Raw genomic sequence first — 13,376 nt, forward strand, 5'->3', positions numbered from 1 at the left:
CCGCACCCTGTTAAATTTCGGAGAGCCTTCGGGAGCCCTTGGTGTCGGCCGCGTCCAGGGTGATGTTGGCCGAAGTAGACAGGATTACCCTCGCCCGCCTGCGGGACATTTGCGAAATCCGGGCCGGAGACGCCTAATCCTTCGAGACAGCCCTACGGGCTTCCTCAGGATGAGGCTTAATACGTTGAAATCATTAAAGCCCTCATCCTGAGGAGACCGCGCCAGCGGTCGTCTCGAAGGACGAGGGCGTCCTCGGGCATAGTTTCGCAAAGGTCCCGCAGGCGGGCGAGGGGGCATGGGCCAGCCGAAAATTAAACCGGACAGCCGTGGGTCATGCCCGGGCATGACGATAAGCAGCCTAGGCGTCCCGCAGGGTCCGGAACGCCGCCAGGGCACGGTCGCGCGCCGTGGCGTGGTCGATGACCGGGGCCGGATAGGTGGTGCCCAGGCGGAGTCCGGCCTCGGCCAGGACCAGCGGCGGCGCCAGCCACGGCTTGTGGATCCAGGCGGCGGGCAGGCGCGCCAGTTCCGGCACCCAGCGCCGCACATAGGCGCCGTCGGGGTCGAACTTCTCGCCCTGGGCGACCGGATTGAAGATGCGGAAGAACGGCTGCCCGTCGGCGCCGCAGCCCGCCACCCACTGCCACGACGCCGCGTTGCTGGCGATGTCGGCATCGACGAGGGTGTCGGCGAACCACGCCATCCCGGCCTGCCACGGGATCAGCAGATCCTTGACCAGGAACGAGCCGACGATCATCCGCACCCGGTTGTGCATCCAGCCGGTCTGCCACAGCTGGCGCATGCCGGCATCGACCATGGGATAGCCGGTGACGCCGCGTTGCCAGGCCCGCTCCGCACCCGGATCGGGACACCAGGGAAAGGAATCGAACGCGCGCTTCATCGGCCGCTCGGCAAGATCGGGAATTGCGGCCAGCAGGTGGCGGGCGAATTCGCGCCACCCCACCTCCTTCAGGAAGGTGTCCGCCCCGCCCGAAGGCGGCCGCGCCCGCACCGCGTGCCAGACCTGGCGCGGGCCGATCTCGCCGAAGGCGAGATGGGGCGACAGACGCGAGGTGCCCTCGGCCGCCGGCGGGTCGCGCCGCCGGTCGTAGCCATCGAGGCCGCCGCCAAGGAACTCCGCCAGCGCCGCCGCCGCCCCGTCCTCGCCCGGGCGCCACGCTTGCGCCAGCCCCCGCCACCACTCCAGCCGCGGCATCAGCCCCAGGGACTCGAGCGGCAGGCCGGGTGGAACCCTGTCGGGCGGCGCCAGTCGGGCCGGGGCGGGCAGCGGCGCCGGCGGAGCCGGCAGCTCGAGGGCGCGGCGCCAGAACGGCGTGAACACCTGGTAGGCCCGCCCGGCGCCGGACCGCAGCGCACCGGCGGCGAACAGCTGGTCGCCGGGGAAGCGGCGGATGTCGATGCCGGCGGCGGCCAGCCGGGTCGCCAGCACCTCCTCGCGGTCACCGTCGCCGGGATGGACGGTCCACGCCACCGCGGCGGCGCCGCAGGCGGCGGCGAGGCGGGGAATCTCGTCCACGGCGCGGCCGCGCGCCAGCACCAGCGTGCCGCCCGCCGTCGCCACCGCCCGGCCCAGGGCGGCCAGCGACTGGTGCAGCCACCACCGCCCCGCTCCGCCGGGGGCGGCCGGGTCGCCGGCTTCGTCGAGGACGTAGACCGGCAGCACCGCACCGCGGGCGGCGGCGTCGGCAAGGGCGGGATGATCGGCCAGGCGCAGGTCGCGGCGCAGCCACACCAGGGTCGCCGCCGTCACCGGCCGCCCCCTCAGGTCGCGGTCATCGCCGCCACCAGGCGGGCGACGGTCTGGGCCAGCTCCTGGCCGCCGTAGCGCCGGATCGGACTCGTCCCCCACACCGGACGCGGCCAGGCATCGTCCTCGTGGAAGCGGGCGATGACGTGGACGTGGAGCTGCGGCACCACGTTGCCGAGGGCGGCAATGTTGATCTTGGGGGCATGGGTGAGGTTCTGCAGCCGCCGCGACGCGTCGGCGATTTCCTCCATCAGCTGGACGCGGTCGCCGCTGTCCAGCTCGTGCAGTTCGGTCACCCCGTGCCGCCGGGGCACCAGGATCAGCCACGGATAGCTGCAGTCGTTCATCAGCAGCACCCGGCTCAGCGGCCAGTCCGTGACCGCGACGCAGTCGGCGGCCAGCCGCTCGTGAAGCTCGAACATCGCCACGCTCCCAGTTGCCACGCTCCCGATTGCCACAGGGGCGGGAAACGCGGTATCACCACGCAAGGTCCCCTTCGCGAGCCCCCATGCGCCGCCGCCGCAACCGCACCCGCCCGGAACAGACTGTACTCGGACCGCTGATCGCCGTCACGGCCAAGCTTGCGCTGGCCCTGCTGCTGGCGCTGGCGGCGGCCGAAGGCGGTTCGGCCCTGGCGCTGCGCCTGATGGGACCCGAGGCCGAGATGCGGCCGCCCCTGCCCTCGCCCGAGGACGTGGCGCGGCTTTACGACACCACCGACTACCACCTGTACCAGGAGGCCCTGGCCGAGACCCGCGCCGCCGCCGCGACCGTCTACGCCCCGTTCGCCGAGCGCCGCACCGCTCCCTTCACCGGGCGGCGGGCGACGGTCTCGCCCGAGGGCGTGCGCGGCGACGGCGCCCCCCAGGACCTGCGCGCCGAGAGTGCCAAGGTGTTCGTGTTCGGCGGCTCCACCGTGTTCGGCATCGGCGTGCCCGACGCCGAGACCCTGCCGGCCCAGCTCGAGACCGCGCTGAAGGAGGCCGGCAAGGAAGTGCAGGTCTTCAATTTCGGTACCGACGGCCACCATTCCACCGCCGCGCGGATCACCCTGGAGCAGCTGCTGGTGGCCGGCCACCGCCCCGACGTGGCGGTGTTCGTCGAGGGCCTGGAGGACTTCGTTCACTGCGCCGCCGTCGATGCCGGCCCGTCCTCGGCCCGGCTGGCGGAAGCCCTGCGCGGCGCCCAGCCGTTGACGGTGGCCGGCGCGGTGGCCGAGCTGTCGCGCACCGCCCGCCTGATGCGGCACCTGGCCGGCAAGGCGGCCGAGCGGCGGGCGGCCGAGGCCGGCGGCTGTTCCGGCGGCGACGCCATCGAGCGGGCGGCGCTGCGCCTGGACGCCAACCGCCGCCTGCTGTCCGCCATCGCCGAACGGATGGGCTTCGCCGTGGTGTTCGTGCAGCAGCCGGTGCCGTTCTTCCACTACGACCAGTCCAGAAGGCCGCAGGCCGCTCGCACCGAGCCCACCGGCCGCTATCAGGGGGTCGCGGCCGGCTACGCCCGCCTGGCCGAGATGCGGGCCGCCGGTGAGGCGTGGGAGCCCCAGTTGCTGTGGCTGGCCGAGCTGGAACCGGCCGAGGGCAATGCCTACATCGACGCCGTGCACTATTCGCCCCGCTTCGCCCGCACCATCGCCGATGCCGTCGCCGGCCACATCCTGGCCTCCGGCCGGCTGCCGTGAGGGAACGCGCGCTGTGGCTGGGACTGCTGGTCCTGCCGCCGCTGTTCTGGGCCGGCAATGCGGTGATCGGCCGCGCCGTGGTCGGCGAGATGCCGCCGCTGGCGCTGACCTTCTGGCGCTGGACGCTGGCCTTCGCGCTGATCCTGCCCTTCACCGCCCGCGACATGGTCGCCAACCGGGCGCTGCTGCTGGCGCGCTGGCGCCTGCTGGCGGTGCTCGCGCTGTTCAGCGTCGCCGCCTACAACACCTTCCTCTATCTGGCGGTGCAGACCACCACGGCGGTCAACGCCACCCTGGTCGGCACCTCCTTGCCGGTGGTGATGCTGGTGCTGTCGCGGCTGTGGCTGGGCGAGCCGATCCGGCCGCGCCAGGGCGCCGGCATCCTGGTCGCCGCCCTGGGCCTGCTGGCCATCGTCGCCCGCGGCGAGCCCGACAGGCTGCTGTCCATCGCCTTCACCCCGGGCGACGGGCTGATGCTGGTGGCGACGGCGAGTTGGGCGATCTATTCGGTGCTGCTGCGGCGCCACCCCCTGCCGCTCGGCGGCTTCACCCTGCTGGCGGTGCTGATCGGCGCCGGCCTGCCGATGATCCTGCCCTTCTATCTGTGGGAACTGGCGGTTTCCGGCGGTTTCGCCGCCAGCCCGGCCAATCTGGGCGCCATCGCCTATACCGCGATCTTCGCCTCGCTGGCCGCCTACTACTTCTGGAATGGCGGAGTGATGAAGGTAGGGGCGGCCACCGCCGGCCTGTTCACCTACCTGATCCCGCTGTTCGCGGCGCTGCTGGCGGTGCCGCTGCTGGGCGAGGCCGTCCGCTGGTATCACCTGGCCGGCGGCGGGCTGATCTTCGCCGGCATCGGCCTGGCGGGGCGGCGGTAGGGTCAAGGGCCGCGCATCGCTGCCTTGCGTACAGGGACGTTGCGCCGGCAAGGCCGCTTGACCACAATGCTGCCCTCGTTGCGAATGTTCCCCGGCCGGCGGCCGCACGGGTGTGACGCGGGAGGATGAATGGTTCTGCCGAAAGCCGGCACGTCAGCAGCGGCGCCGTCCGGGGACGACGCCATCCAGATGAATTTCGGGTTGGATCAGGCGCGCGCCTTGCTGTGCGGGTCAGGGGGCGCGGTCAACATGGCCGCCGCCTCCGTCGACCGTCATGTCGCCGCCGGCGCCGGAGCGCACACCGCCCTGGTCTGCATCGGCCGGCACGAGGAACGCCGTTCCGTCAGTTACGCCGAACTGGCCGAGATGTCCGACCGCGCCGCCGCCATGCTGCGCGGCCTGGGGACACGGCCCGGCGACGTGGTGGCGGTGCTGCTCGGCCGCGGCCTCGACCTTTACGTGGCGGCGCTGGGGGCGTGGAAGGTGGGCGCGGTGTTCTGCCCGCTGTTCACCTCGTTCGGGCCGGGGCCGCTGCGCTCGCGGCTGGAACTGGCCGGCGCGCGGGTGTTGATCGCCGCCGAGGGTGCCTACCAGCGCAAGGTCGCCGCCTATCGCGACGCCCTGGCCGGGCTCGAGCATGTGCTGGTGATCCCCGAGGGCGAGTCCTGCGAAGACGGGCTGGCCGATTTCCGCGCCCTGATCGCGGCGGCACCGCCGGCCGGCGCGCCCGCCGTCACCGCCGCCGCCGACCCCGCCTTCCTGCATTTCACCAGCGGCACCACCGGCACCCCCAAGGGCGCCGTGCACGGCCACGGCGCGGTGCTGTCGCACCTGGCCACCGGCCGCCAGGTGTTCGGCCTGTCGCCCGACGACGTCTACTGGTGCACCGCCGAGCCGGGATGGATCACCAGCACCGCCTACGGCCTGGTGGCGCCGCTGGTTGCCGGCTGCACGGTGGTGGTGGACGAGGCCGGCTTCGACCCCAGGCGCTGGTACGACATCCTGAAGGATGAACGGGTGTCGGTGTGGTACACCACCCCCACCTGCATCCGCATGATGATGCGCTTCGGCGCCGCCCTGGCCCGCAGCTACCGCACCAACTCGCTGCGCCTGGCCGCCAGCGTCGGCGAGCCCCTGAGCGCCGACGCCGCCCATTGGGGCGAGCGGACGCTGGGCGTGCCGTTCCTCGACACCTGGTGGCAGACCGAGACCGGCGCCATCGCCATCGCCAACCGCCCCAGCGGGGCCAAGCCCGGCAGCATGGGCCTGCCGCTGCCCGGCATCGAGGCGGCGGTGGTGACCCGCCAGGGCAAGGGCGTCGCCGCCGCCGCCGATGGTGTCGGCGAGCTGGCGCTGAAGGCCGACCTGCCGTCATTGTTCACCGCCTATGTGGGCGATCCCGAGCGCACCCGGGCGGCCTTCGCCGATGGCTGGTACCTGACCGGCGACCTGGTGCGACGCGACGAGGACGGCTATTTCTGGTTCGTCGGCCGCGCCGACGACATGATCAAGACCGCCGCCCAGACGGTCGGCCCGTTCGAGCTGGAAAGCGCCCTGCTGGAGCACCCGGCGGTGGCCGAGATCGGTGTGGTCGGCCGTCCCGACCCGCTGGTGCGCGAGGTCCCGGTGGCCTTCGTCGCGCTCAATCCCGGCTTCGAGGAGGGCGAGGCGCTGCGCGCCGAGCTGCTGACCTTCGCCCGCCAGGAACTGGGCGCCGCCATCGCGCCCCGCGACATCCATTTCGTCGAGACCATGCCCAAGACCAGCACCGGCAAGATTCTGCGCCGCGAGCTGAAGGCCCGTGCCGCCAGCGAGCCGGCCGACGAGTCCGGGGTGGTGCCGCCCTGCCCGGGGCACTTCGACGACGAGTAGGCCGCCGTCAGGTCACCTCACAAGCCCAGCCGGGCGATCTCGATCTTCGGGCAGCGGTCCATCACCACCGCCAGGCCGGCGGCGCGGGCGCGTTCGGCGGCGGCCTGGTTGACCACGTCCAGCTGCATCCATACCGCCTTGGCGCCGATGCGGATGGCGGCGTCGGTGACCGCGCCGGCGGCCTCGGAATTGCGGAAGATGTCGACCATGTCCACCGGCTCGGGGATGCTCTCGAGGTCGGGGTGCACCGTCTCGCCCAGCAAGGTCTGGCCGGCCAGGCCGGGATTGACCGGGACGATGCGGTAGCCCTTGGCCTGCAGGTAACGGGCGACGGTGAAGCTGGGCCGGCTTTCATTGGCCGAGATGCCGACCACGGCGATGGTGCGCACCGAGCGCAGCATGTCGGCGATGGCGTCGTCGGAAGGGGACAGTGCGGTCATGGCCGGCTCCCTGTGCTGGTTCGAAGCGAATTGCAGAGGGTGTCGCCTATCCGCCACCTTCAGGCAAGTGCTCACTGGTCCTTAACCAAAGATCATGGTTAATTTGATTTGGGGAACAGAGGGATCGCAGCGGGCACCATGACCGCCGACGTCGGGATCACATCTTCGCAAGATTCCGGTCCGGACGACAGGACCGGATTTTTCCGACAATTCGTCGCGCTGGCCGGGCCGTTCTGGAGCACCGGGCGGAAGTGGGAGGTGCGCGGACTGACCGCGCTGCTGGTGGCGCTGACCATCCTGCAGGTGGTCTCGCCGATCCTGATCAATCTGTGGAGCGCCAACCTGTTCAACGCCCTCGAGCAGAGGTCGATGGACCGCTTCATGGCCCAGATCGGCGCCCTGATGGTGATCCTGCTGTTCGCCATGACGGTGGCCTCGACCCACATGTGGGTGAAGCGCAAGCTGCAGGTCAAGTGGCGCAAGTGGCTGACCCGGCGCGTGCTGGACGACTGGATGGCGGAGGGACGGCACTACCAGATCACCCACATCCCCGGCGAGCACGACAACCCCGACGGCCGCATCGCCGAGGACATCCGCAACGCCACCGAATCGGCCATCGACCTGGCCCACTCGCTGACCTACTGCCTGCTGCTGCTGATCAGCTTCACCCAGATCCTGTGGTCGCTGTCGGGCATCATCACGCTGCCGCTGGGCGGCTCCGAGATCCAGGTCCCCGGCCACATGGTGTTCGTCTCGCTGCTCTACGCCACCGCCGGCACCACCGCCGCGGTGCTGCTGGGCCAGCCCCTGGTGCGCACCGTCAACAAGCGCCAGACGGTCGAGGCCAATTTCCGCTTCGGCCTGGTCCGCGTGCGCGAGAACTCGGAATCCATCGCCCTGGTCCATGGCGAACCGGACGAGCGCCGTCGCCTGTCCGACCTGTTCGCCAACGTGATCGGCGCCTGGGACCGCCAGACCCGGGCGCTGGTCCACATCTTCCTGTTCTCGTCGGGCTACCAGGTGCTGGCCACCGGCTTCCCCATCCTGATCGCGGCGCCGCGCTACATCGCCGGCGCCATCACCCTGGGCGCCCTGATGCAGATCGCCCAGGCCTTCCAGCAGATGACGTCGGCGCTGTCGTGGCCGGTGGACAATCTGTCGAAGGCGGCGGAATGGAAGGCCTCGGTCGAGCGCGTGCTGTCCATCGACCGGGCGCTGCAGGAATTGGCCGCCCACGCCCTGGTCTGCCACGAGGACCGCAACATCTGCCCGATCCGCAGCGATTCCGACACCCTGCGCTTCGAGGGACTGACCATCACCAGCCCGGACGGCCAGGCGGTGGTCAGCGGCATCGACGCGGTCATCGCCAAGGGCGAGCGGGTGCTCATCACCGGCGACCCCGACGCCGCCATCAAGCTGTTCAAGGTCGCCGCCGGACTGTGGCCGTGGGGAAGCGGCCGGGTCGCGCTGCCGGCCGACGCCAACATCTTCTTCATGCCGCAGCGCCCCTATCTGCCCATTGCCCGCCTGCGCAGCGTCCTGGCCTACCCCAAGGGTCCCGACAGCTTCGACGACGCCACCCTGACGGCGGCGCTGGAGCGGGTGACGCTGAGCCACCTGATCCCGCGCCTGGACGACACTGCCACCTGGGAGCACACGCTGACCCTGGGCGAGCAGCAGCGCCTGGGCTTCGCCCGCCTGCTGCTGCAGCGCCCCGACTGGATCTTCATCGAGGAGGCCACCGCCGCCCTGCTGCCCGAGGGCGAGCGCCAGATGATGACCCTGGCCACCACCGAATTCCCCGGCGCCACGGTGCTGACGGTGGGCTACCACTCGGCGCTGGAGGAATTCCACCAGCGCAAGCTGGAACTGGTGCCGCTGAACGATGGCCAGGTCGCCATGCGCGAAACCCGGCTGAAGATCGAGCGGCGCCGCGAAATGTCCTCGCTGGACCTGCGCAACTGGCTGGTCCATCCCCTGCGCCGCGCCGCCGAACGCAAGGAATAGGGAGCAAAGCTCCCTACCGCTCGCGGGCTGTTGCCATGGACGACTGCCGACGGCTTAACCGGACAGCCATGGGTCAAGCCGGGGCATGACGAAAAGGCCTGAATCGCACTCTAATTTATTGATTTAGAGGCGGATTCAGCTATCAGGTTGGATCGCCTCGCGATTCAACCTGATAGCATCCGGCTAGTCCTTCCCGGCATAGGGGTTCCGCCCGCTGCGGACGTACAGGCGGATGGGCACGCCGGGGAGCTTGAAGGCGTCGCGCAGGCCGTTGATGAGGTAGCGGGAGTAGCTTTCCGGCAGTTCCTCGGGCTTGGACGCGAAGATGACGAAGGTCGGCGGCCGGGCCTTGGCCTGGGTCATGTAGCGGATCTTGATGCGACGCCCGCCGGCCAGCGCCGGCGGCGGGTGGTGCGCCACCACCTCCTCCAGCCAGCGGTTCAGGTGCGACGTCGAGACCCGCTTGTTCCAGGCCTTGTGAATGTCGAGCACGGCGTCCATCAGGCGATCGACGCCCTTGCCGGTCAGTGCGCTCAGGGTCACCGCCGGCACCCCGCGCACCATCGGCAGCGAGGTTTCCATGCGGTCCTTCAGGCGCTTCAGCGACGCCTCGGGATCGGTCGCCGCGTCCCACTTGTTGATGGCCAGCACCAGGGCGCGGCCCTCTTCCACCACCATGCGGGCGATGGTGAGATCCTGCTTGTCCAGGATGGCGTCGGCGTCGAGGACCAGCACCACCACCTCGGCCATGCGGATGGCGTCCAGGGTGTTGGAGACCGACAGCTTTTCGACCGGATCGTCGATCTGCGCCCGCTTGCGCAGGCCGGCGGTATCGACCAGGCGCAGGCGCCGACCCTTGTGCTCCCATTCGCTGGTGATGGCGTCGCGGGTCAGGCCGGCCTCGGGGCCGGTGAGCATGCGGTCCTCGCCCAGCAGGCGGTTGACCAGGGTGGATTTGCCGACATTGGGCCGGCCCACCACCACCATCTGCAGCGGCCGGTCGGGGCGAGGTGCCTCCCCCCCCTCTTCCGCCTCGTCGTGGTCCTCTTCCGGCTCGGCCAGGGCGCCGGCCGCCTCGGCATGGGGGCGGAGCGCGTCGAACAGCTCGGCCAGGCCCTCGCCGTGCTCGGCCGACAGCGGCACCGGGTCGCCCAGGCCCAGCCCGTAGGCCTCGTACAGGCCGGGCGCCCCGGCCTTGCCCTCGCATTTGTTGGCGACCACGATCACCGGCGTCTTGCCGCGGCGCAGATAATCGGCGAAGTGGCGGTCGAGCGGGGTGACTCCGGCGCGGGCGTCGATCAGCAGCAGGGCGACATCGGCCTCGCCCACCGCCCGGTCGGTCTGGCGGCGCATGCGCGCCTCGACGGTGTCGCCGCCGGAATCCTCGAAGCCGGCGGTATCGACCACCCGGAAGTCCATGCCCAGCAGGCTGGCGTCGGCCTCGCGGCGGTCGCGGGTCACCCCCGGCATGTCGTGCACGATCGCCACCCGCCTTCCGGCCAGACGATTGAAAAGCGTCGACTTGCCGACATTGGGCCGGCCGACGATGGCGACGGTGAAGGTCATGTCAGCGGTACGCCACCAGATCGGCGTCGTTGGTGAGGAAGAACACCGTGCCCTGCGCCACCGAGGGCGGGATGGCCACCCCGTCCGAGGTGGAGATGCTTCCCAGCACCGTGCCGGTATAGGGCGACAGCGACAGCAGGACGCCGTGCGAGGCGCCCAGCAGCAGGCGGTCCGAGGCCAGCACCGGGCCGGTCCAGACGATGCGGCCCTCGCGGTCCTCCTCGTCCTCCCAGAGCTGCAGCTGGGTCACCCACAGCACCCGGCCGGTCTTGGAATCCAGCGCCACCGCCTCGTTGTGGTTGGTGATCAGGAACAGGTAGTCGCCGGCCACCCACGGGCTCTGGATGCCGCCGATGGTGCGCTCCCACAGGCGTCGGCCGCTGCGCAGGTCGATGGCGACCAGCAGATCGGCATGGCCGATGGCGTAGACGCGGCCGCGGTCGATGACCGGGCGGGCGCGGATGTCGGTCAGGCCGGCGACGCTGTCGGTCTTGCGGGTCGAGGACAGCGCGTCCTGCCACAGCACCGAGCCGTTGTCGACGCGCAACGCGAACAGCTCGCCCGACGGATAGGGCACCACCACCACGTTGCCGTCCACCGCCGGGCTGGCCCCGCCCAGCAGGCTGGCGGTCTCGGCGATGCCCTGGTGGGTCCACAGCACCGCCCCGTCATCGGCGGCCAGGCAATGGGTCTGGCTGTCGACGGTGACGACGAAGACGCGGCCGGCGCGCACCGTGGGGGCGGCGCGCATGGGTCCGGACAGCGACTGGCGCCACAGCTCGCGGCCGGTTTTCGCCTCGATCGAGACCACCTGGGCGAAGCCGGTGGAGATGAACAGCTGCCCGTCCTCGTAGGCGATGCCGCCGCCCGAGAAGGTGTCGTCCTCGCTTTCCGGGGTGACGTCGACCTGCCACAGCACCTTGCCGGTCTTGACATCGACGGCGCGCACCTCGGTATCGGCGTCCAGGGTGAAGACCATGCCCTCGGCGACCACCGGCTGGGCCAGCAGCTTGGCCCGTTTGCTCGACCCGGTGCCGATGCCGGTGCTCCAGGCCTGGGCGATGGCGTCGCCCACCGCCATATGGTGCATGGCGTGGTTGGCGTAGCCGCCGGCCTGCGGCCAGTCGTCATTGGGCTCCGGCGGCGGCAGGCGGATGGCGGCCTGCTCGCCCGAGGCCTCGGGCGCCAGGGCGCGGTCGCCCGACAGCACCGAGATGCGCTTGCCCGGCAGCGGCGGGGCCTCGTTCTCGCCGAACCAGCCGGAACACCCGGAAAGGGCGACGGATGCGGCAAGGACCCATGCCAGACGACGGCTCATGTCGGTTCTCCCCACTCAGCCCTTGGTGGCCGCTAGCATTTCGGCGGCCCGGGCGCGCACGCCCTGCGGCGCCGCCGGATCGTCGGCGACCTTGGCGAACCAGTCGGCGGCCTTGGCCGCATCGCCCCGCTTCAAGGCCGCCAGGGCCAGGATCTCGCGGGCGGAGTGGCGCCACGGGCTGGATTCCGCCGCCAGTTTCTCCACCGCCTTTTCGACCATGGCGGGCTCGGCGCCGTCCAGGCGCAGATAGGCGGCCTTGAGCACCGCGAGGTCGCCGTGCGGCTCGCCCGCCGCCATGGCCGCCACCTTGTCGTAGCTGGCCAGCGCCGCGGCGGTGTCACCGGCCTCGGCCGCCAGATCGCCCAGCTTGAATTCGGCCAGGGCGCGGTAGCCGCCGCTGCCGTCGGCGGCCAGCTTGGCCAGGATCGGCCGGGCGGCGTCGCGCTTGCCCTCCTCCACCAGCTTGGCGGCCTCGGCGAAGTGGGCGCCGGCGGCCTGACGCTCGCGCGTCTGCCAGGTGTTGAAGCCCTGCCAGCCGGCCACCGACAGGACCAGCGCCACCGCGCCGGCGATGAACAGGCTGCCGTAGCGCTTCCACAGCTTTTCCATCCGCTCCTGGCGAAGGTCCTCATCGACCTCCCGGATCAAAAGGTCGGTGGCGGCGTCGTCATGCTTGCTGGACAAGGAACACACTCCCCGGATCGAACGCGGGTAACATAGTCGGTAGCCCGCCCGGAGGCAAACCCGGCGTAGGACCTATTCGGCCTTCCACTTGATGGAACAGCCCATGCTGGGGATCTGCTCGGCCGGGCCGCCCTTGCCGGCCGCCACCGCGGCCATCGCCTCGAACAGCTCGCGCCGGGCATCGGCCGGTCCGGCCTCGCGCTTCGAGGCGTCGAGGCGGCCGCGGTACTGCAGCCCGAGCGCCGCGTCGAAGCCGAAGAAATCGGGGGTGCAGACGGCGCCATAGGCGCGCGCCACCGCCTGGGTCTCGTCGTGCAGGTAGGGAAAGGTGAAGCCGTGGGCGGCGGCGAAGGCCTGCATGTTGTCGAACGAATCCTCGGGGTACTGGCTGGAATCGTTGGACATGACGGCGGCGATTCCGATGCCCAGGGCCTGCAGGTCGCGGGCGTCGCGCACCATGCGGTCGACCACCGCCTTGACGTAGGGGCAATGGTTGCAGATGAACATCACCAGCAGGCCGGCCGGGCCGCGCGCATCCGCCAGCCGCCACACCCGCCCGTCGGTGCCGGGCAAAGCGAAATCCGGCGCCCGCCAGCCAAAATCGCAAATCGGGGTTTCCACCGCCATGGCATCCTCCGGCCAAATGCCCGCGCCCGGGAAAAAGATTCCATTGACCCGGCGCCGGGCGCAGGCGTTGAATATACCTGAAGCGCATTAGGGGTCATAGAACATGATCAGGCACATCGCCCCCCTGGCAGGGATTCTGCTGCTGTCCGGCTGCATGTTCGCAGGCCGCGACGGATTCGAGACCGAGGCTGCGCGGGTCGGAGACATGCATCTCCTCGCCAATCTCGAAGTTCTCAGCGTCATCAACACCAAGAAGACCATGGGCGACCACCTTGCCACCTGGATCACCGGCAAGGACTGCTCGACCATCCGCGCCCAGCGCGAGGGCGCCTGGTGCGTCGATTGGCCGTCGCCGCCGGCGCCGCCGCAGCAGGTCTACTGCTACGCCTCGCTGGCCAAGCCCAGCTGCTTCGCCCAGCCCTACAACGAGGGCAACGACCGCCTGATCGGATTCGTTCCGGCTCCTCGCCCGCTGCGCTGAGGCCACACTTTCGCGCCGCCTCGGGGTCCGTCGTGAGGGCTGGACCGCGGCCGG

The 13,376-nt window shown here is 70.8% G+C and carries 12 protein-coding genes; 5 read left to right on the forward strand and 7 right to left on the reverse strand.

What is annotated here, in order from left to right; translation table 11 throughout:
• Positions 1 to 358 precede the first annotated feature (358 nt).
• Together MTBUT4_RS18485 and MTBUT4_RS18490 are read right to left on the reverse strand one after the other, a co-directional pair.
• A complete protein-coding gene (locus MTBUT4_RS18485; protein WP_173981188.1) occupies positions 359 to 1,771 on the reverse strand; it encodes a deoxyribodipyrimidine photo-lyase in 1,413 nt (470 codons plus the stop codon).
• 11 nt (positions 1,772 to 1,782) lie between these two features.
• The gene (locus tag MTBUT4_RS18490) at positions 1,783 to 2,190 is read right to left on the reverse strand and encodes an HIT domain-containing protein (RefSeq protein ID WP_173981189.1); all 408 of its coding nucleotides are present in this window, start codon (positions 2,188 to 2,190) and stop codon (positions 1,783 to 1,785) included.
• 86 nt (positions 2,191 to 2,276) lie between these two features.
• On the opposite strand from MTBUT4_RS18490, the gene MTBUT4_RS18495 reads away from it, so the two are divergent.
• The 3 genes from MTBUT4_RS18495 (at position 2,277) to MTBUT4_RS18505 (ending at position 6,199) form a co-directional block, all read left to right on the forward strand.
• Positions 2,277 to 3,449, forward strand: a complete 1,173-nt coding sequence (locus MTBUT4_RS18495; RefSeq protein WP_173981190.1) for an SGNH/GDSL hydrolase family protein — start codon at positions 2,277 to 2,279, stop codon at positions 3,447 to 3,449.
• Complete coding sequence (locus MTBUT4_RS18500; RefSeq protein ID WP_173981191.1) at positions 3,446 to 4,327, forward strand: DMT family transporter; 882 nt, start codon at positions 3,446 to 3,448, stop codon at positions 4,325 to 4,327. The genes MTBUT4_RS18495 and MTBUT4_RS18500 overlap by 4 nt, the downstream gene beginning before the upstream one ends.
• A gap of 129 nt (positions 4,328 to 4,456) precedes the next feature.
• The gene (locus tag MTBUT4_RS18505) at positions 4,457 to 6,199 is read left to right on the forward strand and encodes an AMP-binding protein (RefSeq protein WP_173981192.1); all 1,743 of its coding nucleotides are present in this window, start codon (positions 4,457 to 4,459) and stop codon (positions 6,197 to 6,199) included.
• Between the two features lie 17 nt (positions 6,200 to 6,216).
• On the opposite strand, the gene MTBUT4_RS18510 is transcribed toward MTBUT4_RS18505, so the two are convergent.
• Positions 6,217 to 6,639 carry a CoA-binding protein gene (locus MTBUT4_RS18510; RefSeq protein WP_173981193.1) on the reverse strand — a complete coding sequence of 141 codons (423 nt, stop codon included), beginning with the start codon at positions 6,637 to 6,639 and terminating at the stop codon, positions 6,217 to 6,219.
• Between the two features lie 138 nt (positions 6,640 to 6,777).
• Between MTBUT4_RS18510 and MTBUT4_RS18515 the strand changes: the two genes are divergently transcribed.
• A complete protein-coding gene (locus MTBUT4_RS18515) occupies positions 6,778 to 8,646 on the forward strand; it encodes an ABC transporter ATP-binding protein/permease (RefSeq protein ID WP_173981194.1) in 1,869 nt (622 codons plus the stop codon).
• A gap of 183 nt (positions 8,647 to 8,829) precedes the next feature.
• Here MTBUT4_RS18515 and der read toward each other — a convergent pair whose 3' ends face one another.
• The 4 genes from der to MTBUT4_RS18535 form a co-directional block, all read right to left on the reverse strand.
• Positions 8,830 to 10,212 (reverse strand): ribosome biogenesis GTPase Der, encoded by a 1,383-nt coding sequence (gene der / locus MTBUT4_RS18520; RefSeq protein ID WP_173981195.1) that lies wholly within the window; start codon positions 10,210 to 10,212, stop codon positions 8,830 to 8,832.
• Position 10,213: 1 nt separating this feature from the next.
• Positions 10,214 to 11,530 (reverse strand): PQQ-binding-like beta-propeller repeat protein, encoded by a 1,317-nt coding sequence (locus tag MTBUT4_RS18525; RefSeq protein ID WP_173981196.1) that lies wholly within the window; start codon positions 11,528 to 11,530, stop codon positions 10,214 to 10,216.
• A 15-nt stretch (positions 11,531 to 11,545) separates the two neighbouring features.
• The gene (locus MTBUT4_RS18530) at positions 11,546 to 12,214 is read right to left on the reverse strand and encodes a tetratricopeptide repeat protein (RefSeq protein WP_173981197.1); all 669 of its coding nucleotides are present in this window, start codon (positions 12,212 to 12,214) and stop codon (positions 11,546 to 11,548) included.
• Positions 12,215 to 12,286: 72 nt separating this feature from the next.
• Positions 12,287 to 12,841 carry a thioredoxin family protein gene (locus MTBUT4_RS18535; RefSeq protein WP_173981198.1) on the reverse strand — a complete coding sequence of 185 codons (555 nt, stop codon included), beginning with the start codon at positions 12,839 to 12,841 and terminating at the stop codon, positions 12,287 to 12,289.
• A gap of 103 nt (positions 12,842 to 12,944) precedes the next feature.
• On the opposite strand from MTBUT4_RS18535, the gene MTBUT4_RS18540 reads away from it, so the two are divergent.
• A complete protein-coding gene (locus MTBUT4_RS18540) occupies positions 12,945 to 13,322 on the forward strand; it encodes a hypothetical protein (protein WP_173981199.1) in 378 nt (125 codons plus the stop codon).
• Positions 13,323 to 13,376: the final 54 nt, after the last annotated feature.

The organism is Magnetospirillum sp. UT-4, from assembly GCF_902729435.1.
Lineage (GTDB): Bacteria > Pseudomonadota > Alphaproteobacteria > Rhodospirillales > Magnetospirillaceae > Magnetospirillum.

What these genes read in the sequence shown, in the direction of transcription:
- MTBUT4_RS18490 (WP_173981189.1), bottom strand. Translation starts at nt 2,190, where the DNA reads ATGTTCGAGCTTCACGAGCGGCTGGCCGCCGACTGCGTCGCGGTCACG.
- MTBUT4_RS18495 (WP_173981190.1), top strand. Translation starts at nt 2,277, where the DNA reads ATGCGCCGCCGCCGCAACCGCACCCGCCCGGAACAGACTGTACTCGGA.
- MTBUT4_RS18505 (WP_173981192.1), top strand. Translation starts at nt 4,457, where the DNA reads ATGGTTCTGCCGAAAGCCGGCACGTCAGCAGCGGCGCCGTCCGGGGAC.
- MTBUT4_RS18510 (WP_173981193.1), bottom strand. Translation starts at nt 6,639, where the DNA reads ATGACCGCACTGTCCCCTTCCGACGACGCCATCGCCGACATGCTGCGC.
- MTBUT4_RS18515 (WP_173981194.1), top strand. Translation starts at nt 6,778, where the DNA reads ATGACCGCCGACGTCGGGATCACATCTTCGCAAGATTCCGGTCCGGAC.
- der (WP_173981195.1), bottom strand. Translation starts at nt 10,212, where the DNA reads ATGACCTTCACCGTCGCCATCGTCGGCCGGCCCAATGTCGGCAAGTCG.
- MTBUT4_RS18525 (WP_173981196.1), bottom strand. Translation starts at nt 11,530, where the DNA reads ATGAGCCGTCGTCTGGCATGGGTCCTTGCCGCATCCGTCGCCCTTTCC.
- MTBUT4_RS18535 (WP_173981198.1), bottom strand. Translation starts at nt 12,841, where the DNA reads ATGGCGGTGGAAACCCCGATTTGCGATTTTGGCTGGCGGGCGCCGGAT.
- MTBUT4_RS18540 (WP_173981199.1), top strand. Translation starts at nt 12,945, where the DNA reads ATGATCAGGCACATCGCCCCCCTGGCAGGGATTCTGCTGCTGTCCGGC.